Genomic DNA, 20,356 nt, shown 5'->3' with positions numbered 1-20,356 from the left:
GGTTTAGAACTGGCTGCCGAAGGTGAACTGGATGCGCTCTTCGTAGTGGCGATCTTCTTCCTTGGAACGGATCGGCACCGCGAAGTTGATGATCAGCGGACCGATCGGCGCCTGCCACTGCAGGGATAGACCGGTAGACGCGCGCAGATCGCTGGCCTTGAAGCTCGAATAGTCCTTGTAGACATTACCCACGTCGACGAACCAGGACACGCGTGCGGTATTGACGTCCTTGAGGAACGGCAGCGGCAGGAACACCTGGGCCGTACCCAGCACCTTGAACGCGCCGCCGACCGGCTGGGCGTAGGTGTACACGCTGTTGTTGCACTGGCCCTTGCTGTCCGGCTGGATCGGCCTGCCGTTCGAGTCGGTGCCCACGCACAGGCGCGGACCCAGCGTGTTGTCCTGGAAGCCGCGCACGTCGCGCACGCCGCCCGCGTAGTAGTTCTCCCAGAACGGGAAGTCGACGCTCTGGCCCTTGGTGTAGGTGGTGCCGCCGTCGAAGTCGTACTTCTGGCCGTAGGTCTTGCCATAGCCGACCTGGCCATCCAGATACAGCACGAAGCCGGCGCCGATCGGCCAGTAATGGTTGGCCTCACCGAACAGCTTGTAGTACTGCACGGTGGAGCCGGGCAGCGCGATGTCCGACGTCAGCGAGATCATGCCGCCGCGGGTGGGAGCCCAGTAACCGTTGCGGGTGTCGTGGGTCCAGCCCAGGGTGCCGGTCCAGGAATGGATCGTCTTATGGCCGATCGCGTTCTGGTAGTCGATCAGCACCTGCGGCGACAGCGGCTGCGTGACGATCTGGCCGGTGCTCAGATCCTGGGTCTGATAGGTCAGGTTGATCTTGTTGCTGCTCAGGCCCATGCCGACGCGCACATTGTCGAAGTCGGTGATCGGCAGGCTGAGGAAGGTCGAGAACGACTTCGTGCTGCTTTCGTAGTTGACGAAGTTGTAGTTGGTGTCGCCGTAGTTGCTCTTGGTGTAGCCGACGTTGTAACCGATACCCACGCCGTTGTCGGTGAGGTAGGGGTTGAAGTAGTTGGCGCTGATGCTGGTGGTGTAGTCACTGCGCTGCGCGGCGACCGAGAAGCTGTCACCGGTACCGAGGAAGTTGTTCTGCGACACCGAGGCGGACAGGATGATGCCCGAGTACTGCGAGTAGCCCACACCGAACATCAGGCTGCCGGCGGACTGCTCTTCCACCTTCACCGTCAGGTCGACCTGATCCTCGGTGCCCGGCACCAGCTTCTTGTCGATGTCGACCTTCTTGAAGTAACCCAGCTGCTGCATACGGATCTTCGAGCGGTCGATCGCCGGCTGCGAGAACCAGCTGCCTTCCAGCTGACGCATCTGGCGGCGCATCACGTCGTCTTCGGTGCGGGTATTGCCCTGGAACACTACGCGGCGCACGTATACGCGCTTGCCCGGCTCGATGAAGAAGGTGAGGTCGACGGTACGCTTGTCCTTATCCAGCTTAGGCACTGGCGTGACCTTGGCGAAGGCGTAGCCGATGCTGGCCAGAATGCCCTTGATGGCATCCGAGCTGGCTTCGATCGCCTTGCGGTTGAAGGTCTGATCCTTTTTCTGGAACACCAGCTGGCGCAGCGTATCTTCCGGCAGCACCAGCTCGCCGAGCAGGTGGATGTCGGAAACCGTATAGATCTCGCCTTCCTTCACGCTGGCGGCGATGTACATCGCGCGCTTGTCGGGGGCGATGGTGACCTGGGTGGAGTCCACGCCGAAGTCGGCGTAGCCGCGGTCCATGTAGTAGGACTGCAGCTTCTCCAGATCGCCGGACAGCTTTTCGCGCGAGTACTGGTCGTCCTTGGAGTACCAGGACATCCAGTTAGAAGTGTCGGATTCGAAATCCTTGCGGATTTCCTTGTCGGTGAACGCCTTGTTGCCGACGATGTTGATCTCTTTGATCTTGGCGACCTTGCCTTCGCGGATCTCGATGTCGATCGCCACGCGGTTGCGGTCAAGGTTGGTCACGTGCGGATCGACCGACACGTTGTACTTGCCGCGGTTGTAGTACTGACGGATCAGTTCCTGCTGCACGCGGTCGAGCGAGAGGCGGTCGAAGGTTTCGCCTTCGGACAGGCCGATCTCCTTCAGGCCCTTGCGCAGGTCGTCTTCCTTGATGTCCTTGTTGCCGCGCAGGGTGAGCTTGGCGATGGAGGGGCGCTCCACCACCTTGATCACCATGATGTCGCCTTCGCGGTCGATCTCGACGTCACTGAAGAACTTGGTCTGGTACAGCGCGCGGATGGCGCGCTGGGCCGCATCGTTGGTGAGGCGGTCGCCTTTGTTCACCGGCAGATAGTTGAGTACCGTGCCCGCCGAGATGCGGCTGAGGCCGTCAATACGGATATCGGAAACGATGAAGGGCTCGAACGCGAGCGCTCTTGCGGAGAGTGAGGCGAGCAGGATCAATGCGGCGATACGCTTCATCGTCGATTCCGTTGTTTTATTCCGACAGGGCAGCCGCTGTGGCCACCCCGAGCAATGAGTGAAGCCGGGAAATTCCCTGCCTCAAAGAAGTAACCGCATCCACCAGGGATGTGGCCGAAGACATTTCAACGCGTTGCACCGCGACCTGGGCGACAGCCGGTGTCGCCACCGCACCACAGCGGGCCCACCGTCCCCCGACGCTGGCGTTGGGCACACACGTCACAAGGGCAGGGCGCGATGGATGTCGTTGTAGAACGCCAGGCCCATCAGGGTGAACAGCAATGCTAGGCCGATGTACTGCCCGGCCATCATTGCGCGCTCACTCAACGGGCTGCCTTTGACCAACTCGATAAGGTAATACAGCAGGTGACCCCCGTCCAAGACGGGAATCGGCAGCAGGTTCAACACAGCCAGGCTGAGCGAGACCATGGCCAGGAAATTGAGGAACCAGCCCAGACCCATGTTCGCCGACGCGTTGGCGACCTGGGCAATGCCGATCACACCGGACAGGTTCTTGGTCGAGGCCTGCCCGCTAAGCATCTTGCCGATCAGGTTGAACGTCTGCGTGGCGCCGTTCCAGGTGGCCTGCAGCGAGGCGGCGATCGCCTTCAGCGGCCCGTACCGAAGGACGGCGGCTTCGCGCTCGTAGGAGGACACGCCAATGACCCAGTTGGTGGGCTGGCCTTCCAGGGATTCCACCCGCGCGGTAACCGTCAGCGGCAAGGTCTTGCCATCGCGGTTGACCATCATGTTCAGCGTCGGGGACTTGGCTGCTTCCTGGGGGATCAGCCGCTGGAAGTCGGGGTAATCGGTGACGCTCTGTCCGTTGACGCTGAGAATGCGGTCGCCGCTCTTCATGCCGGCAGCTGCCGCCGGTTTGCCGGGCAGGACCGTCGCAGCAACAGCGGGAAGGGGGGCGAGTTTCAGGCCCAGCTTATCCAGGTACTGGCCCACGTCCTGACCAGCGGGGAGTTGGTTGAGCGGTAGCACCACATTGCGCTCGGCGCCGTCGGTGCCGCGGACATGTATGGCCAGCGGCTCGCGGCCGAGCGTGGCGTTGACCACGGCGTCCATCGAGTCGCTCCACGTGGTCATCGGCTTACCGTCGATGCTGAGGATGCGGTCACCCGTGTGGATGCCGGCTTCCGCCGCCATGCTCTGCGGTGCCGCTGCGACGATCGGGGCCATGTCTGGACGGCCCACCACAAACATCAGCCAGAACGCGGCGATGGTGAAGATGAAATTGAAGCCGGGACCCGCCGCGACGATGGCGATGCGCTGCCATACCGGCTTGCCGGTGAATTCCTGGCCGCGATCGGCCGGATCGACGTCGCCCTCGCGGGCATCCAGCATTTTCACGTACCCGCCGAGCGGAATCGCGGCGATCTGATACTCGGTACCGTCACGGCCCACGCGCTTCCAGATCGCCTTGCCGAAGCCCACGGAGAAGCGCAGCACCTTCACGCCACAGCGGCGGGCGACCCAGTAGTGGCCAAATTCGTGAAAGGTCACCAGCACGCCAAGCGTGACAAGTAACCAGAACACGGAGCCGAAGAAAGGATTCATCTGCAAGAGCTTATCAGCATGCGTTGCGTAGGATGCGCCGGGCGGCCTCGCGGGCTGTCCGGTCGCGTTCAGTCAGGGACTGGACATCGACCACGGCTTGCGGCGGCAGTTCCGTAAGTACGCTCTCGACAACGTCGGCGATCGACAGGAAGGGCAGCGCACCGGTCAAAAAAGCTTCTACCGCGACTTCGTTTGCCGCATTCAGGATCGCCGGAGCGTCGCCGCCCGCGCGCAGTGCCTGGAAGGCCAGTGCCAAGCAGCGGAAGGTGGGCAGATCCGGCGCCTCGAAATGCAGTGCCGCGTGTGCGGCCAGGTCCAGCGGCGCGACGCCAGCATCGACACGCTCCGGCCATGCCAGCGCATGGGCGATGGCCGTACGCATGTCAGGATTGCCTAGCTGGGCGAGTACCGAGCCGTCGATGTACTCGACCAGCGAATGCACGAGGCTCTGCGGGTGCACCAGCACGTCGATCATGTCGGCGGAGGCGTTGAACAGGTGGTGGGCCTCGATGACCTCGAGACCCTTATTCATCAGGGTGGCCGAATCCACCGAAATCTTGCGGCCCATCACCCAGTTCGGGTGCTTGCAGGCCTGATCCGGCGTGATGGCCGACAGTTCCGCGCGCGTACGACCGCGGAAGGGGCCGCCGGAGGCCGTGAGGATCAGCCGGCGCACGCCGCTCTGGCCAAGGTTCGGCCGGCCGCCAGGAAGGCATTGGAAGATCGCGTTGTGCTCCGAATCCACCGGGATCAGCTCGCCGCCGCCTTCCTGTAGCGCAGCCAGCAGCAGCGGGCCGGCCATGACGATGGATTCCTTGTTGGCCAGCAACAGGCGCTTGCCGCTGCGCGCGGCGGCGAGGGTGGAATCCAGGCCGGCGGCGCCGACGATGGCGGCGACCACGGTGTCGCACCGATTTCCGGAGACGGCCGCGGTGATCGCGTCATGTCCGGCGGCTATGTCGCAATGAACGCCGGCGGCGGCCAGCTTGCGGGCCAGCTCGCCCTCCAGCGCCGAATCGCCGATCACGGCCAGGGCGGGGCGATGTTGCGCACACAGAGCCACGAGTGGGTCGACCTGGCGATGCGCGGTCAGCACGCTGGCGCGGAAGCGCTCGGGGTGCCTTGCAATAACATCGAGCGTGTTGCCGCCGATCGAGCCGGTGGCACCGAGCACGGCGATATGGCGGATCGAGCTCATAGGCCGAGCAGCAGCTTGCCTGCGGCGAACACGGGCAGGGCGGCGAACACGCTATCGAGCCGGTCCAGCAGCCCGCCGTGGCCGGGGAACAGATTGCCTGAATCCTTCACAGCAGCGTGGCGCTTCATCAGGCTTTCCAGCAGGTCGCCAATGATCGAGGCGATCACAGTGACGGCGGAAAGCAGGATCAGACCTGCCAGCTGGCTGCCGTGAACGTCGAGCAGCGAGCCGCCCACGCCAGCCACCAGGGCCCCGCCGACGAAGGCGCCGTAAACGCCCGCCCAGGTCTTGCCAGGACTGATCGTGGGCGCGAGTTTGCGCTTGCCGAACATGCGGCCGCTGAAATAAGCGCCGATGTCGGCCGCCCACACAATGCCCAGCGCCAGAAAGGTCCACCAATGCCCATAGGGTGTGCCCTGATGCAGGGTCAGCGCGGCAACCCAGGCCGGCACGATGACCAGGGCACCGGCGCCCAGCTTGAACAGGCGATTCTCACGCGTTGGTGCGGCACCAAAGGCGAAATGGCGCAGCCATTGGCAAACCGCGATCCACCATGCCACGCCCACGCCCAGCAAGAGTGGCCACAGCACGCTATCGCGGGTCCACCACAGCAGGGCGAATATCACTGCCGCGACGGCGAGCAATGCAAGGCGCACCGAGGAATCCTTGATGCCGGACAAGCGCGTCCATTCCCACAGGGCGGCAAGAAAAGCGATGGTCACGATCAATGCGAACACGGTGGTCGGCGACCACAGGATCAGCAGGATCACAAGCGGCGCGAGCAGCAGTGCGGTGAGGGTGCGCTGGAGCAGCATGCGGGTCCTTGGTTACGCCTTGGCGTGAGCGACCTGGTCGCCGGTGCGTCCGAAGCGGCGCTCGCGGCGGGCGTATTCCTCGATCGCCTGCTGCAGGCAGCTTTGGTCGAAGTCCGGCCACAGGGTGTCGGTGAAGTACAGCTCGGCATAAGCCGCCTGCCACAGCAGGAAATTGCTGATGCGTAACTCGCCGCCGGTGCGGATGAACAGATCCAGCGGCGGCAGCTCGGCCAGACTCATCCAGTGGCCGAGCAGCTTTTCGTCGATTTCGTCGGCGCGAAATTCGCCGCGCGCTACCGATTCCGCTGCCTTGCGCGTTGCCTGCACGATGTCCCAGCGGCCGCCGTAATTGACCGCCACGTTCAGATGCAGCTTGTCATTGCCGGCGGTATGCGCCATGGCCTGATTCATGCGCTGGCGCAGCGAGCCCTCGAAAGCACTGAGGTCGCCGACGAAGCGAATGCGCACACCGTGGCCATGCAGCTCGTCGACCTCTTTATCCAGCGCGCGGATAAACAGCTCCATCAACGCGCCGACCTCGTCTTGCGGACGCTGCCAGTTTTCGCTGGAGAAGGCGAACACGGTCAGCGCCTCCACCTTTTGGCGCAAGCAGCCTTCCACCACTTCGCGCAGGGCCTTGCGGCCGGCGTTGTGGCCGAAACTGCGGGGACGATGGCGTGCCTTGGCCCAGCGGCCGTTGCCATCCATCACGATGGCGATGTGGCGCGGAATCCGCGCAGCCTCGGCAGCGGTCATGTGGCTAAGCGTGATGGCGCTCAGAGCGCCATCAGCTCCTCTTCCTTGGTCTTGACGACTGCGTCGACGTCCTTGACGAACCGGTCCGTCAGCTTCTGGATCTCGTCTTCGGTGCGCCGCTCATCGTCTTCGGTGATCTGCTTGTCCTTGAGCAGATCCTTGACCTTCTGCATGGCATCGCGGCGCACATTGCGGATGGCGACCTTGGCGTCCTCACCCTCGTGCGCCACGTGCTTGGCGAGTTCCTTGCGGCGCTCTTCGGTAAGCGGCGGCATGTTCAGGCGGATCACGGTGCCCGCGGTGGTCGGGGTGATGCCGATATCCGATGCCAGCAGAGCTTTCTCGACAGGACCGACCAGGCTCTTGTCGAACGGCGTGATGATGATCGAGCGAGAGTCACCCAGGGACACCGAGGCGACCTGATTGAGCGGCATGTCCGACCCGTAGGCGGGCACCTTGATGCCGTCCACCAACGCCGTGCTGGCGCGACCGGTACGCAGGCGGGTCAGGCTGTGCTTGAGGGAGTCGATGCTCTTTCCCATGCGGGTCTGGGCATCGGTCTTGATGTCGTTGAGCATGGGAAATCACCCTTGAGCGTGCTAGCCCACAAGTATAGCAGGCGAGGGCCGGCGGTAAGCCCGCGGCACCGGCCCATGGCGGACGGTGCCAGCGAACTCCGGAAAGCGGTTTACTGGTCCGACACCAGGGTGCCGATCGGCTCGCCACGCATGATGCGCATCAGGTTGCCAGGCACCGTCATGTCGTAGATGCGCAGTGGCATGCCATGGTCCCGGCAGAGGGCGATGGCGGCGGTATCCATCACGGCCAGCTTGCGCTCGATCACCTGGTCGTAGGTGAGGTGGTCGTAGCGCGTGGCGTCGCTATGGCGGGCCGGGTCGGCGGTATACACACCGTCGACCTTGGTGGCTTTCATCAACAGGTCCGCGCCGATCTCAACGGCACGCAGCGCGGCGGCCGAGTCGGTGGTGAAGAACGGATTGCCGGTGCCTGCCGCGAACAGCACGATCCGGCCCTTCTCGATATGGCGGATGGCGCGGCGGCGGATGTAGTCCTCGGCGACGTCGTGGATCTGGATGGCGCTCATCACCCGGGCATAGCCGCCACGGCGCTCGATGGCGTCCTGCATGGCCAGTGCATTCATCACAGTGGCGAGCATGCCCATATGGTCGCCGGTGACGCGGTCCATGCCCGCGGCGGCGAGGCCGGCGCCACGGAAGATATTGCCGCCGCCGATGACCAGGCCGATCTGTATGCCGGCCTTCTGGATCTCAATGATTTCGTCGGCCAGGCGGCCGATGACTTTGGGGTCGATGCCGTAGTCGGCTTCGCCCATCAGTGCTTCACCGGAGAGTTTGAGCAGGATGCGGCGGTACTTAAGCTGGTCGCTCATGAGATCTCCGGATTGTGTGTGGCAAAACGCGCGTATTGTAGCGACAGCTCGAAGCATGCGTAAGCTCGGTCGCTTGCTTGGTGTGTGGCGAGACGCGCTGTATTCATGCACGGTGTCGTTGGCTGGGCCGTATATCAGTCCAAACCAGGCTTTTGCGTTTCGCATGAAAGCATGCGGCTAAAAAACCGCGCAAAAGAAAAGCCGCGGTTGTCCGCGGCTTTTCTCGATGGCAACAGCAGAGCGACGCTTAAACCTGCATCGCCTTCTGCACTTCGGCCAGATAGTCTTCCTGCACCTTTTCGATGCCTTCGCCCACGGCCAGGCGGACCACGGCGACAACGTCGGCGCCTTCCTTCTTCAGCGCGTCGGCGACGGTGATGTTGGTGTCCAGCACATACGGCTGGCCGACCAGCGTCACTTCCGAGACGATCTTGTTGATCTTGCCGGAGATGATTTTGTCGAGGATGTCGGCAGGCTTGTTCTTTTCCTTGTCCGACATGGCGGCGAGCGCGATGTCCTTTTCCTTCGCGACGAAGTCGGCCGGGACGTCTTCCGCCTTGACGTAAGGCGGGTTCATCGCGGCGACGTGCATGGCGATGCCCTTGGCCAGCTCTTCCGAGCCGCCCTTGAGCGCCACGATCACGCCGATCTTGCCGCCGTGCGAGTAGGTGGCCAGCGGGCCGTCGTTCTCGACGCGGGCCACGCGGCGCACATCGATCTTCTCGCCGATGGTCGCGGTCTGGGTCTTGGCGGCCGCTTCAACGTTGTCGGCACCCGGGAAAGCGGCGGCCTTCACGGCGTCGATGTCGCCGGCACCGGCCTTCAGTGCGGCTTCGGCAACGGCGTTGGTGAACTCGATGAAGTTCGGCGCCTTGGCCACGAAGTCGGTTTCGCTGTTGACCTCGACCAGCACGGCCTTGCCACCGGCCTGGGCCGTGGACACACGGCCTTCGGCGGCGACGCGGTCGGCTTTCTTGTCGGCCTTGGCGAGGCCGGTCTTGCGCAGATGCTCGATGGCGGCTTCGATGTCGCCGTTGGTCTCGGTGAGCGCCTTCTTGCAGTCCATCATGCCGGCGCCCGAGCGCTCGCGCAGCTCGCTAACCAGTTTTGCGGTAATAGCAGTCATCTGAGTTCCTCAAAAGCTTTGAAACGCCCCGGCCATTGCTGGCCGGGGCAGGGATGGCTTACTCGCCGTCCGCCTCGTCGCCCTGGCGGCCGCGGCCACCACGAGCACCGTCACGGCGCGGAGCGCCGGCGCCCTTCTTGGCCGGGCCACGGTTGTCGCGGCGCGGCGCGGCGGCCTTGCGATCATCCTTGGCGACCGGGTTGCCTTCCTCGTCGAGTTCGACGAATTCGTTGGCATCACCCTGGGCGGCGGCCGGAGCGGCAGCTTTGCCTTCGAGGATCGAGTCGGCGGCGGCGCGGGCGTACAGCTGGATCGCGCGGATGGCGTCGTCGTTGCCCGGGATGGCGTAATCCACCAGCTCCGGGTTGTAGTTGGTGTCGACCACCGCGATCACCGGGATGCCGAGCTTCTTGGCTTCCTGAACGGCGATGTCTTCGTGGCCGATGTCGATGATGAACAGCGCGTCGGGCAGGCGGTTCATGTCCTTGATGCCACCCAGCGAGTTCTCGAGCTTCTCGCGCTCACGGCGGCGGGCCAGCACCTCGTGCTTGACCAGCTTGTCGAAGCTGCCATCGGTCTCGGCGGCTTCCAGCTCCTTGAGGCGGGCCACGGACTGCTTGACGGTGCGGAAGTTGGTCAGCATGCCGCCGAGCCAGCGGGCAGTGACGAACGGCATGCCGGCGCGTGCGGCTTCCTCGGCCAGGGCCTCACGGGCGGAGCGCTTGGTGCCGACGAACAGCACGGTGCCGCGCTTCTGGGCCAGGCCCGACAGGAAGTTCATCGCGTCGGTGAAGAGGGGGAGGGTCTTTTCCAGATTGATGATGTGGATCTTGCCGCGGGCGCCAAAGATGTACGGAGCCATCTTCGGGTTCCAGTAGCGGGTCTGGTGACCGAAATGCACGCCAGCTTCGAGCATCTGGCGCATGGTGACTTGAGCCATGGTGTTACTCCAAATTTTATGGGCCTGGTGGCCCGGGGGTTGGGACCTCCACGCATCCCCGGCTTCGACCGCGGGCTTTCCGTGCCCCTTGGGGGCGTGGTGGAAATGACCGCGGCACCCCGAAGGCGGTGCCGATGCGTGTGTGGCGTTGGTTTGTCCCATTGGCTTGCCAATCAGGGACTTGGGTGATCATGCCGCAGCGCGGTTACAATCACTTTTCGCTTTGCGAGGGCCACAGGGGACTGTGAAAACAGTTACATGTGGTCAGCAAAACTCCGAAATTATAGCCGGCACCCCGGCTGAGCGGCAAGCAGCCGGCGGATTGTTGAACCGCAGGGCTTGCGGCGCCATTTGAGTGGAACTATGGCCGTTACCCTGAAATCCCCTGCAGACATCGAAGGCATGCGCGTGGCCGGCAAGCTGGCCGCCGAAGTGCTGGCCATGCTCAAGGAGCATGTGAAGCCCGGCGTCACCACTGAAGACCTGGATCGCCTCGCCTACGAGCACATTGTGAACGTGCAGAAGGCCACGCCGGCCAACGTCGGCTACAACGGCTTTCCCAAGACCCTGTGCACCTCGGTCAACCACGTGATCTGCCACGGCATTCCCAGCCCGGGCAAGGTGCTGAAGGAAGGCGACATCGTCAATCTGGACGTCACTGTCATCAAGGACGGCTGGCACGGCGACACCAGTCGCATGTACTTCGTCGGCACCCCCTCTGTGCTGGCCAGGCGCCTGGTGGAAACCACCCACGAAGCCATGATGCTGGGCATCCAGGCCGTGCGCCCGGGTGCGACCCTGGGCGATATCGGCCACGCCATCCAGAAGCACGCCGAGGCCGCCGGCTTCTCGGTGGTGCGCGAGTACTGCGGTCACGGCATCGGCAAGGTCTACCACGACGAGCCGCAGATCCTGCACTACGGCAAGCCCAATACCGGTCTGGAGTTGAAGAAGGGTATGACGTTCACCGTCGAGCCCATGGTCAATGCCGGCAAGCCGCAGACGCGTCAGTTGCCAGACGGCTGGACTGTCGTGACCAAAGATCATTCGCTGTCCGCGCAATGGGAGCACACCATCGCGGTGACGGACGATGGCTTTGAGATCCTCACGCCCTGGCCGGATGCCTGAGCCAAGGGAGTAGGCGCGTCGGGCGAAGGCGCGTGGCAGACTTGCGTTATGTCTTCCCCGCGCACTGACTGACTCGACATGCCCCTCGCCATCGTGCTTCCGCCCTTGCCACGCCTGCCTGCGGCGGTGCCGCGCTCGGGCGTGTCGACAGAGGCGCGCCGCGCGCTGCGGCAGTTGCTGGGCGATGTGGACCGCGCGTTGGCCACCGCTTTCCGTGATGGTGCCGATGCCAGCGCATTGGCGCGGCGTCGCGGCGATTCGGTCGCACGCATCGTGGTGCACGTATGGACGGCCTGCCTGGGCGAGGTGAACGGCGCGGCGCTGTTTGCCGTGGGTGGTTTCGGTCGCGGCCTGCTGTTTCCCTATTCGGATGTGGATCTGCTGGCGCTGGTCGAGCAGGCTGAGCCCGCTCGTCTGCGCGCGCTGGAACAATGCTTCGCCACCTTGTGGGATATCGGCCTGAAAGTGGGACACGCCGTGCGCGATCCGGCGCAGTGCCGTGCGCTGGCCGGACACGATGCCAGCGTCTTCACCAGTCTGCTCGACGCGCAGCGGCTGGCTGGCGACCCGGCGCTTGAGGAGAGCCTCAAGTCCATCGTTGACGATCCAGTGCTGTGGCCGCCGGCTGCTTATCTCGCGGTGCGCCTCGCCGAGCGCGACGCACGCCATGCGCGCTACAACGACACGGCCTACAACCTGGAGCCGAATCTGAAGGACGGCCCTGGCGGCCTGCGCACGCTCGATGCGTTGCGTTGGCTGGGGCGTCGCCTGGCGCATGCGGAGGACTTCGACGACATGGTCGACGAAGGCCTGCTCGATCCCGCCGAACGCTCCACGCTGGAGGAGGCGGAAGCCACCCTGCGTCGCTATCGATTCGCGCTGCATCTGGAAGCGGGGCGCGCCGAAGAGCGCCTTCTGTTCGACTACCAGCGCGCCCTGGCTGCGCGACTAGGCTTCGAGGATGAGCATGAGAAGAACCTCGGCGTCGAACAATTCATGCAGGGCTATTACCGCGCGGCCAGTCAGGTCGAGCGTCTCGGCGTGCAGATCGCCGAACGCTTCGAGGAAATGCTGGAGCCGCCGGCTGAGCCGCAACCGGTGGGCGATGACTTTCTGCGCTATGGATCGCGCATCGCCGTGCGCGATCCCGATCTGTTCGTTCGCCGGCCGGCCGCATTGGTGGAGGTATTCACCTTGCGCCTGGGTGAGTCGGGCATCGTCGGATTTACTGCCGAAACGATGCGGCGCATCCATCAGGCTACGGCGTACTTCGGCGTCTCGCTGGCCGATCATCCCGAGGTGATGGCCGCCTTTCTGAAGCTGCTGCGCATGGGCGCGCCGGCGGAGGAAGCGTTGTGGCGAATGAACCGGCACGGCCTGCTGGCGGCGATCCTGCCGGCCTTCGGCAAAGTGTTCGGGCGCATGCAGTACGACCTGTTTCACGTCTACACCGTGGACGAACACACCCTGCGCGTCTTGCGCAACGTGGCGCGCTTCGCTGATCCGGCGGCACGCAGTGAATTTCCAATCGCGTGCGGCATCTGGCCCACGTTGGAAAAGCCGGAACTGCTGCTGCTCGCGGCCCTGTTTCACGATATCGCCAAGGGCCGCGGCGGCGACCATTCCGTCCTCGGCGAGGAAGACGCACGCGCCTTCTGCGCCAAGCTCGGCCTACCCGCCGAAGACATTGAACTTGTCGCGTGGCTGGTGCGCTGGCATTTGCTGATGAGCGTGACCGCGCAGCGCCAGGACATCACCGACCCGGAGGTGGTGCAGCGTTTCGGTGAGGCGATTGGCGATCGCCAGCGACTGGACCTGCTCTACCTGCTGACCATCGCCGACATCATCGGCACCAGCCCCAAGCTATGGAATGCCTGGAAGGATCGTCTGCTGGCGGACCTCTATACGGCTACCCGCTATGCACTCGCCAGTGACGATGATCTGCCGCGTGACGCCGCGGCTCGCGTCAAGGAATGCCGCGATGCGGCACTCGCGCTGCTGCTGACCGAAGGTTTTCCCGAAACGGCCAGTCTGCGCGTATGGATGGATTTCCCCGAGCAAAGCTTCCTGCGTCACCGCCCGGAGCAGATTGCTTGGCAGACCGCGGCCATTTTGCGTTCGCACGGCGCTACGCCGTTGATCGAAGTGCATCCGCTGTCGGTGCGCGGTACCACCGAGCTATTTGTCTACACGCCGGATCGCGACGGCCTGTTCGCCGCAGTGACGGCCATGCTCGATCGCCTGCATTTCTCGGTCATGGAGGCGCGCATTCTCAATAGTCGCAACGGCATGGCACTGGATACGTTCCTGCTGCTGGAGACTGACAGCCAGCAACCCGCCAGCGCCGACCGCGCGGAAGAACTGAAGCAGCGGCTGCATCGCGCATTGTCGCAACCGGGGCATACGCACCAGCCGTCCCGGCGCAACATGTCGCGCCATCTGAAGCATTTTCAGGCGGTGCCCAAGATCGCTTTCAGCGCTGCCGGTGATCGCACGCGCCTTTCGTTGATCTGCAGTGATCGTCCGGGCCTGCTCGCGGCGGTGACCCAGGCCATGGTGGAGGCCGAGGTGCGCGTGCACGACGCGCGCATCGCCACGTTCGGTGAGCGCGTGGAGGACTTTTTCCTGATCAGCGACCGGCGCAATGCGCCCTTGGGCCTGACGCAGCAGGACCGCTTGCTGCACGCGTTGCTCGGACGGCTGGGGACGGCCAAACGCGCGGGGTGAGGGGCGGCGGCGAAGACGCACGCCTGCGGGCTCGTATCGTCGGATAGGTCGTCGTTTCCGCTATCCGCCCCTCGTCCCTGGCTTCCAATCCCGTTAGCATGGTCAGGTTATTCGTCAGATATCCGAACCCACCATGCAAAGCATCGAATCCCTGATCAACGACGCCTTCGAGCGCCGCAACGACCTCACCCAGTCGGAAATCGACACCCATCTGCGCTCCGCCGTGGAGCAGGTGCTTGAGCTGCTCGAATCCGGCGAGCGCCGCGTGGCAGAGCCGGATGGCAACGGCGGCTGGGTGGTGAATCAGTGGATCAAGAAAGCTGTGTTGCTGTACTTCCGCATCAATGGCAATCGCGTGGTCGATGGCGGCTCGGCACTGGCCTTCGACAAGGTGCCGCTGCGCTTTGCGCATGGTAACGATGCCGAGTTGCTGGGTCTGGGCGCGCGCGTTGTGCCCGGTGCGCTGGTACGACGCGGTGCGCACATTGCGAAAGACGCTGTGTTGATGCCGAGCTACGTCAACATCGGCGCCTACGTTGGCGCCGGCACCATGGTCGACACCTGGGCCACCGTCGGTTCCTGCGCACAGATCGGTGCGGGCGTGCATCTTTCCGGTGGTGTCGGTATCGGTGGTGTGCTGGAGCCGCTGCAGGCCAATCCGACCATCATCGAGGACAACTGCTTCATCGGCGCGCGCTCCGAAGTAGTGGAAGGTGTAGTGGTGGAGAAGGGCAGTGTGATCGGCATGGGCGTATTCCTTGGCCAGTCAACTCGCATCTACAACCGCGCCACAGGTGAAGTCAGCTACGGTCGTGTGCCGGCGGGCAGTGTGGTGGTGGCTGGCAGCCTGTCCTCGAAGGATGGCTCGCACAGCCTCTACGCCGCGATCATCGTCAAGCAGGTGGACGAGAAGACGCGCAGCAAGACCGGTATCAACGAATTGCTGCGGAGCGCGGAATGAGTCTCACGCTTTACGGTCTGCCGAACTGCGATACCTGCAAGAAGGCGCGCAACTGGCTCAACCGCTTTGAGGTCGGGCACACCTTTGTCGACTATCGCGCCAACCCGGTCCCTGCCGCCACGCTGAAAGACTGGGCGCAGCAACTCGGTGGATGGGAGAAGCTGGTTAATAAAGCCGGCACCACATGGCGCAATCTGCTGCCACAGCGCAAGAGCCCCGAAAGCGATCCCGAGTGGACGCTGCTGCTGAAGGAATATCCGGCATTGGTCCGCCGCCCCGTGGTGGTGCAGGCCGATGGTTCGGTCAGCGTGGGCTTCAGCGACAACGGCTTCAAGAAACTGTTCGCACGCTGACGTGCCGCTGCGCTTGTCGAAAATCGTGGTGGTCGCGGCGCTTGCTCTGCTGATCAGTCTGGTGGCTCTCGGCAACATCACCGACTACGGCACCAACTTCGCCTTCGTTCGGCACGTGCTGGCGATGGATACGATTTTCCCGGATTCCGGCATTCACTATCGCGCGATCACTTCGCCATTACTGCAGCATGGCGCTTATGTGCTGATCATCGCCGTACAGGTGGCCACGGCGGCGCTTTGCTGGGCCGGGGTGTGGCGCATGTGGCGTCGGCGCCACACCCCTGCGGCCCTGTTTCAGCGATCGAAAGGGCTGGCGGTGATGGGGCTGAGCACAGGCCTGTCGCTGTGGCTGGTCGGCTTCATGGCGATTGGCGGCGAATGGTTCGGCATGTGGATGTCTTCGCAGTGGAACGGCATCGAGACGTCGTTCCGGTTCGTGGCATTGTTGCTTGGTGCGCTGATCTATCTTGGGCAACGCGAAGCCGAGTCGGAGTGAGCCAATCGCTCGCCGCACTCATGGCGTCGACAGTGTCCGGGAACAGGGCCTAGCCTATGCGGCGGCCTACGTCTCATTTTCAAGGATTGCCATGTCTGCCGTGTTCGATCTCACCGCCGAACTGATCCGCCGCCCATCGGTCACGCCTGACGACGCCGGTTGTCAGGCACTGTTGGCTGAGCGGCTTGCTCGCGTGGGTTTCACCATTGAGCACCTGCGCTACGGCGAGGTCGATAACCTGTGGGCCACTCATGGCGAAGGCGGCCCCCTGCTGGTGTTTCTCGGTCATACCGACGTGGTGCCCACTGGACCTGTCAGTCAGTGGCAAAGCGACCCCTTCGAGCCGGTCGTGCGCGACGGTCATCTCTATGGCCGCGGCGCCGCCGACATGAAAGGTTCCGTCGCTGCTATGACGGTGGCGCTGGAGCAGTTCGTCACGGCGCATCCGGATCATCGCGGCCGCGTAGGATTTCTGATGACCAGCGACGAAGAAGGGCCGACCAATCTCGATGGAGTGCGCCGGGTCGCCGAGCATTTTCGTAGTACCGGAGAGCACATCGACTGGTGCGTGGTCGGCGAGCCTTCATCGAAAGCGACGCTAGGGGACCTGATTCGTGTGGGGCGTCGCGGTTCGCTTTCCGGCACGCTGACAGTGCATGGCGTGCAAGGTCACGTGGCGTATCCGGAGAAGGCGAAGAATCCCATCCACGCCTTTGCCCCTGCTTTGGCCGAGCTTGCGGCGGAACGCTGGGACGAAGGCAATGCGGATTTCCCGCCGACGTCATTTCAGGTGTCCAATCTCAATGCTGGCACCGGTGCAAGTAACGTCATTCCGGGCACGCTCACTGCGCTGATCAATTTCCGCTACAGCACCGCCAGCCGCGCCGAAGATCTGCGAGCACGTGCCGAGGCGGTGCTTGGCAAACATGGCCTGGATTATCGGATTGACTGGAATCTCTCCGGCGAGCCGTTTCTCAGTCCAGCTAATGGCGTGTTGCGCGGCGCGGTAGTCGATGTGTGCCGCGAGCTATGCGGTATCGAGCCGGAGCAGAGCACTGGCGGTGGCACGTCGGATGGACGCTTTATCGCGCCGCTGGGTGCTGAAGTGGTGGAACTGGGACCAGTCAACGCAACCATCCACAAAGTCGATGAGTGCGTTTCGGTGAGCGACCTGGAGAAGCTTCCCAGCTTCTATCAGGCCATCTGCGAGCGCTTGCTGGGGTAAACACTGCGGCAACGGCGCACCACCGGTACGCCGTTGCCGCGAACCCACCTTACTTGGCGGGCTTGGTGCCAGCGGGAGCGGCTGCTGGCGGTTGGGTTGCGGGGATCGGGCGGACCACATAACCCACCGGCGACCAGCCACTGGCGGTCTTCGCCAGTGAGACGGTTTCCAGGGTGGGGGCCGCGGCGTGCTTGGCAGCAAAGGCCACATTCACGTACTCACCAGGCGGCAGGCCGTTGGGGTTCTCTATGCGGCCGATTTGCAACCAGGTGCGGCTTTGCGTGGCGCCGAACTGCTTCTTCAGGCCGTCGACGTACTTGCTCCAGTCCGCCTTGCTGACGCTCTTCTGCATGGCCGGATTGCTGGCCTGCCACATGGCGTCGGCCTGGCCGTTGTCGGCTTGCGCGGCCCAGTTGGTGGCCGTGGAAACCGCGCTGTCCAGCGACGTGGATTGCTGCGCGTATGCCTGGCCTACGCTCAGCATGGCAGCGAGTGTGCATGCGCTAGCGAGGTGCTTGGTCGCCGTTGATAGCGTGCGGGACCGCGTCTTGTTGATTTCCATGTCAATGCTCCTGAGAAGGTTAGGCCGTGTTATTTGCGCAGCCCGATGGCCTGTCCGGGATGCTGCATCTCCTATCCCATCATCCTGTGAAAATTTTGGATAGCCCTTTTGGACGTCCAAATAGATTATTTGTGCTTCGAATATCACTGGCTACAATGATTCCGCATGGATGAATCTGAGTGGCATGCGGAATCGAGACAAATTCAATGCGTCTTGTCCGGTGTCAGCGTCAAACTGTGTTGATCAGGGCCAGGCAACAATGGCGTCGGACGTCCGTTGACCCAATCCTCGTTGCCTGCACCGTAGTAAGGGGACAGCGGGTTGTCGCTCTGGCCGCCGGGCATATGCAGGATGCTTTGCGCTTCATGGCCTGGCATCGCATCGATCCGCTCGGAGGCGCCGAAGCCGGGCTTCGCAACGCGTGGCATGTTGTCGTCGCCGGCAAGTGGTTCGTCCGGCATGTCGAGCAGGCGGCCAACGAAGCCGGGGAGCGAGCGCGACAAGGGATGCCGGATGGCCGTACGATTCACTTCGCCCCAGTTGCGCGCGGCGAGGCCGCCGGGTTGCTGGCCAAGTTCATCTACCACTTGATGCGCAGCATCGATCAACAGGGCGTTCCAGTCGGCGTAGCGGGCGTCCAGCAAGTGCATGGGGTGGTCCCGCACCATCGCCCATACCGCCGCTTCCGGGTTGCCTGGATGAGGCCAGGTGAAGTCGGGGTGCTGCTGCTTTACCTGCGCCACGAAGGGTGCCAAGACCGCTTCGTGCACTTTGGTGCGGAAGGCGCGCACGAGGCGGTAGTCCACGCTGTCGATCGCGGCGCGTCCTCGCCACGATGCGGTGAGCTGACGTAGTTGTTCCAGGGCAGGATCATGTGTGCCTGCGAGAGTGTCTTGCAGCAGGCGCTGCCAGCGCGTCAGCAACACAGCGCGATGATCGAGCTGGATGTCGAGCAGGTTGCCGGGTGCAAAGCTGTTGCGGGCACGCAAATCGTCACGGATCTGTTGGGCGCGGGCGCCGAGGTCATGCCCGCCTTCGCCAAGCAAGGTCAGGTCGTCGCCATCGACGGTGCGGTTGTTGGCCGTCCATAGACGTCCATCGGTGGGATGTTCGATCCGTGGATACTGCGCGGGTGCCGCCCAGCCTTGCCAGCCGGTGCCGTGCTGTGACCAGTCGGAGGGCAGTAGTGGATCGAAACCGGCACGTAGCGGAATACTGTTGCCAGTCACGGTCCAGCCGATATTGCCGGCGCTGTCGGCAGCCAGCAGGTTCTGTGGCGGCATGCCCATGCGCGGCGCGAGATCCAGTGCGGCCGCGACGCTGGTGGCGTGTTCGAGTTGCATCATGTCCAGGTTGTAGGCACGCGGCAGGTCGGCGATCCAAGCCAGCGCCAGCGCGGTGCCATCGGCGTCCTTGGCCAGGATCGGTCCCCAGCGCGTGCTCTCGACCTTGAGCGTGCGCGATGGCTCGCCCTTGATGCGGATGACTTCATCATGCGTTTCGATGGTGGCCCAGCCTTCGGGCACCTTGTAACGCGCCGCATTATCGGGGTCGCGCAGTACGCGCACCCAATCCAGCCAGTCGCCATAGCTGTTGGTGAAGCCCCATGCGACCTGGCCGTTGGAGCCCACCACCAGCGCGGGCGTGCCGGGCAGGGTGACGCCAACGGCGTCGCGCTGCCCGTTCGGCGCGGTGGAATCGGCGTAACGCAGACGCGCGCGGAACCAGATATTGGGCACGCGCAGGCTCAGATGCATGTCGTTGGCGAGGATGGCGGCACCACTCTCGGTGAGGTTGCCAGCGACGGCGAAGTTGTTGCTGCCGGGAAGCGACTGATCCAGCGCTGGCGCAAGCGCGGTAGCCAGCGCACGCGCATCCGCTTGCGATGCCGTAGGCAGGTCGCGCAGGTTGAAAACATCTTCGCCCGGAATCACCGGTGGGCGCGAAAGGTCGCCTTTGAGCGGCGCCTCCCAGTCGGGGTCGGGCGAAAGCAGGAAATCGACCAGCAGCTTGGGCAGCACAGAACGCATCTGCGCGAAGCTGAGTTCACGCTCATTGCGCCCATCGCCGTTCAAGTCCAGGTACATCGCCGCGATGACCAGAAAGCTGTCCTGCGGACGCCACGGCTGCGGTTGCGTGCCGAGCAGGAAGTATTCCCAGGGTTTTACGTGCAGATCGGCCAGCCCTTGATTGACGCCGGCGGTGTAGCGGTCCAGCACGTTCTTCTGGTCTTGAGGGAGTTGCGCATACGCCGCTTCGGCGGTGGCGCGCAGGCGATGGCGGCGATGGTTGAGGTCCGTATCGATCGCGGCGGGGCCAACCAACTCAGCCAGTTCACCGGCGGGCAGGCGGCGCATCAGGTCCATGGCGAAGTAGCGTTCCTGCGCATGCACGTAGCCCAGGGCGAAGCTCACATCGTCACGATTCTTGCCTTGCACTGTCGCCACGCCCAGCGCGTCGCGGCCAATGCTTACGCTGTCTTGCAATCCAGGGGCGGTCAAGGCGCCATCCAACGTCGCGCGGCTGCCAGCCAGCAGATACCAGCCCGTGGCGAGTACGCCGATCACCAGGATCAACAGGGTCAGGCACAGAAAGCGCAGCCAGCGGAAGCGTCGTGGGGTCGTCATCGAACCGGCAGCCT

Annotated in this window: 17 protein-coding genes; 6 read left to right on the top strand and 11 right to left on the bottom strand. The window is 63.8% G+C overall.

Features of this window, described 5'->3' with window-relative positions; all coding sequences use genetic code 11:
* Positions 1-3: 3 nt before the first annotated feature.
* From bamA to rpsB, 9 genes are all read right to left on the bottom strand, one after another.
* Positions 4-2,451, bottom strand: a complete 2,448-nt coding sequence (bamA, locus tag ISS97_RS04105) for an outer membrane protein assembly factor BamA (protein WP_379986262.1) — start codon at positions 2,449-2,451, stop codon at positions 4-6.
* A gap of 219 nt (positions 2,452-2,670) precedes the next feature.
* The gene (gene rseP / locus ISS97_RS04100; protein ID WP_379986264.1) at positions 2,671-4,017 is read right to left on the bottom strand and encodes an RIP metalloprotease RseP; all 1,347 of its coding nucleotides are present in this window, start codon (positions 4,015-4,017) and stop codon (positions 2,671-2,673) included.
* Positions 4,018-4,030: 13 nt separating this feature from the next.
* A complete protein-coding gene (locus ISS97_RS04095) occupies positions 4,031-5,215 on the bottom strand; it encodes a 1-deoxy-D-xylulose-5-phosphate reductoisomerase (protein ID WP_379986266.1) in 1,185 nt (394 codons plus the stop codon).
* A complete protein-coding gene (locus ISS97_RS04090; RefSeq protein ID WP_379986268.1) occupies positions 5,212-6,030 on the bottom strand; it encodes a phosphatidate cytidylyltransferase in 819 nt (272 codons plus the stop codon). The genes ISS97_RS04095 and ISS97_RS04090 overlap by 4 nt, the downstream gene beginning before the upstream one ends.
* Positions 6,031-6,042: 12 nt before the next feature.
* Entirely contained in the window at positions 6,043-6,786 is a 744-nt protein-coding gene (uppS, locus tag ISS97_RS04085; protein WP_379986269.1) for a polyprenyl diphosphate synthase, read from the bottom strand.
* Between the two features lie 20 nt (positions 6,787-6,806).
* Positions 6,807-7,364, bottom strand: a complete 558-nt coding sequence (gene frr, locus ISS97_RS04080; protein ID WP_379986270.1) for a ribosome recycling factor — start codon at positions 7,362-7,364, stop codon at positions 6,807-6,809.
* 110 nt (positions 7,365-7,474) lie between these two features.
* The gene (gene pyrH / locus ISS97_RS04075) at positions 7,475-8,197 is read right to left on the bottom strand and encodes a UMP kinase (protein ID WP_379986272.1); all 723 of its coding nucleotides are present in this window, start codon (positions 8,195-8,197) and stop codon (positions 7,475-7,477) included.
* A 247-nt stretch (positions 8,198-8,444) separates the two neighbouring features.
* Positions 8,445-9,323, bottom strand: coding sequence for a translation elongation factor Ts (gene tsf / locus ISS97_RS04070; RefSeq protein WP_379986273.1), 879 nt, complete (start codon positions 9,321-9,323; stop codon positions 8,445-8,447).
* Positions 9,324-9,381: 58 nt separating this feature from the next.
* The gene (rpsB, locus tag ISS97_RS04065) at positions 9,382-10,263 is read right to left on the bottom strand and encodes a 30S ribosomal protein S2 (RefSeq protein ID WP_379986274.1); all 882 of its coding nucleotides are present in this window, start codon (positions 10,261-10,263) and stop codon (positions 9,382-9,384) included.
* Positions 10,264-10,626: 363 nt separating this feature from the next.
* On the opposite strand from rpsB, the gene map reads away from it, so the two are divergent.
* The 6 genes from map to dapE all read left to right on the top strand — a co-directional run bounded on the left by map (position 10,627) and on the right by dapE (position 17,153).
* Positions 10,627-11,391, top strand: coding sequence for a type I methionyl aminopeptidase (gene map, locus ISS97_RS04060; RefSeq protein WP_379986276.1), 765 nt, complete (start codon positions 10,627-10,629; stop codon positions 11,389-11,391).
* Positions 11,392-11,469: 78 nt separating this feature from the next.
* A complete protein-coding gene (gene glnD / locus ISS97_RS04055) occupies positions 11,470-14,118 on the top strand; it encodes a [protein-PII] uridylyltransferase (protein WP_379986278.1) in 2,649 nt (882 codons plus the stop codon).
* 133 nt (positions 14,119-14,251) lie between these two features.
* Positions 14,252-15,079 carry a 2,3,4,5-tetrahydropyridine-2,6-dicarboxylate N-succinyltransferase gene (gene dapD, locus ISS97_RS04050; RefSeq protein WP_379986280.1) on the top strand — a complete coding sequence of 276 codons (828 nt, stop codon included), beginning with the start codon at positions 14,252-14,254 and terminating at the stop codon, positions 15,077-15,079.
* Positions 15,076-15,432, top strand: a complete 357-nt coding sequence (locus ISS97_RS04045) for an arsenate reductase (RefSeq protein WP_379986281.1) — start codon at positions 15,076-15,078, stop codon at positions 15,430-15,432. Before dapD ends, ISS97_RS04045 begins: the two co-directional genes overlap by 4 nt.
* 13 nt (positions 15,433-15,445) lie before the next feature.
* The gene (locus ISS97_RS04040; RefSeq protein WP_379986283.1) at positions 15,446-15,928 is read left to right on the top strand and encodes a DUF2165 family protein; all 483 of its coding nucleotides are present in this window, start codon (positions 15,446-15,448) and stop codon (positions 15,926-15,928) included.
* Positions 15,929-16,019: 91 nt separating this feature from the next.
* A complete protein-coding gene (gene dapE / locus ISS97_RS04035) occupies positions 16,020-17,153 on the top strand; it encodes a succinyl-diaminopimelate desuccinylase (RefSeq protein ID WP_379986284.1) in 1,134 nt (377 codons plus the stop codon).
* A gap of 49 nt (positions 17,154-17,202) precedes the next feature.
* On the opposite strand, the gene ISS97_RS04030 is transcribed toward dapE, so the two are convergent.
* Entirely contained in the window at positions 17,203-17,715 is a 513-nt protein-coding gene (locus tag ISS97_RS04030; protein WP_379986286.1) for a DUF4019 domain-containing protein, read from the bottom strand.
* A gap of 203 nt (positions 17,716-17,918) precedes the next feature.
* The gene (locus ISS97_RS04025; RefSeq protein WP_379986288.1) at positions 17,919-20,342 is read right to left on the bottom strand and encodes a penicillin acylase family protein; all 2,424 of its coding nucleotides are present in this window, start codon (positions 20,340-20,342) and stop codon (positions 17,919-17,921) included.
* Positions 20,343-20,356 lie beyond the last annotated feature (14 nt).

Source organism: Dyella koreensis, assembly GCF_044904565.1.
GTDB classification, from domain to species: Bacteria; Pseudomonadota; Gammaproteobacteria; order Xanthomonadales; family Rhodanobacteraceae; genus Dyella_D; species Dyella_D koreensis.
This window is presented reverse-complemented; position numbering and strand designations above follow the sequence as displayed.

What these genes read in the sequence shown, in the direction of transcription:
- dapE (WP_379986284.1), top strand. Translation starts at nt 16,020, where the DNA reads ATGTCTGCCGTGTTCGATCTCACCGCCGAACTGATCCGCCGCCCATCG.
- rpsB (WP_379986274.1), bottom strand. Translation starts at nt 10,263, where the DNA reads ATGGCTCAAGTCACCATGCGCCAGATGCTCGAAGCTGGCGTGCATTTC.
- ISS97_RS04045 (WP_379986281.1), top strand. Translation starts at nt 15,076, where the DNA reads ATGAGTCTCACGCTTTACGGTCTGCCGAACTGCGATACCTGCAAGAAG.
- ISS97_RS04025 (WP_379986288.1), bottom strand. Translation starts at nt 20,342, where the DNA reads ATGACGACCCCACGACGCTTCCGCTGGCTGCGCTTTCTGTGCCTGACC.
- uppS (WP_379986269.1), bottom strand. Translation starts at nt 6,786, where the DNA reads ATGACCGCTGCCGAGGCTGCGCGGATTCCGCGCCACATCGCCATCGTG.
- ISS97_RS04095 (WP_379986266.1), bottom strand. Translation starts at nt 5,215, where the DNA reads ATGAGCTCGATCCGCCATATCGCCGTGCTCGGTGCCACCGGCTCGATC.
- frr (WP_379986270.1), bottom strand. Translation starts at nt 7,364, where the DNA reads ATGCTCAACGACATCAAGACCGATGCCCAGACCCGCATGGGAAAGAGC.
- tsf (WP_379986273.1), bottom strand. Translation starts at nt 9,323, where the DNA reads ATGACTGCTATTACCGCAAAACTGGTTAGCGAGCTGCGCGAGCGCTCG.
- bamA (WP_379986262.1), bottom strand. Translation starts at nt 2,451, where the DNA reads ATGAAGCGTATCGCCGCATTGATCCTGCTCGCCTCACTCTCCGCAAGA.
- ISS97_RS04030 (WP_379986286.1), bottom strand. Translation starts at nt 17,715, where the DNA reads ATGGAAATCAACAAGACGCGGTCCCGCACGCTATCAACGGCGACCAAG.
- rseP (WP_379986264.1), bottom strand. Translation starts at nt 4,017, where the DNA reads ATGAATCCTTTCTTCGGCTCCGTGTTCTGGTTACTTGTCACGCTTGGC.
- ISS97_RS04090 (WP_379986268.1), bottom strand. Translation starts at nt 6,030, where the DNA reads ATGCTGCTCCAGCGCACCCTCACCGCACTGCTGCTCGCGCCGCTTGTG.
- map (WP_379986276.1), top strand. Translation starts at nt 10,627, where the DNA reads ATGGCCGTTACCCTGAAATCCCCTGCAGACATCGAAGGCATGCGCGTG.
- glnD (WP_379986278.1), top strand. Translation starts at nt 11,470, where the DNA reads ATGCCCCTCGCCATCGTGCTTCCGCCCTTGCCACGCCTGCCTGCGGCG.
- pyrH (WP_379986272.1), bottom strand. Translation starts at nt 8,197, where the DNA reads ATGAGCGACCAGCTTAAGTACCGCCGCATCCTGCTCAAACTCTCCGGT.
- dapD (WP_379986280.1), top strand. Translation starts at nt 14,252, where the DNA reads ATGCAAAGCATCGAATCCCTGATCAACGACGCCTTCGAGCGCCGCAAC.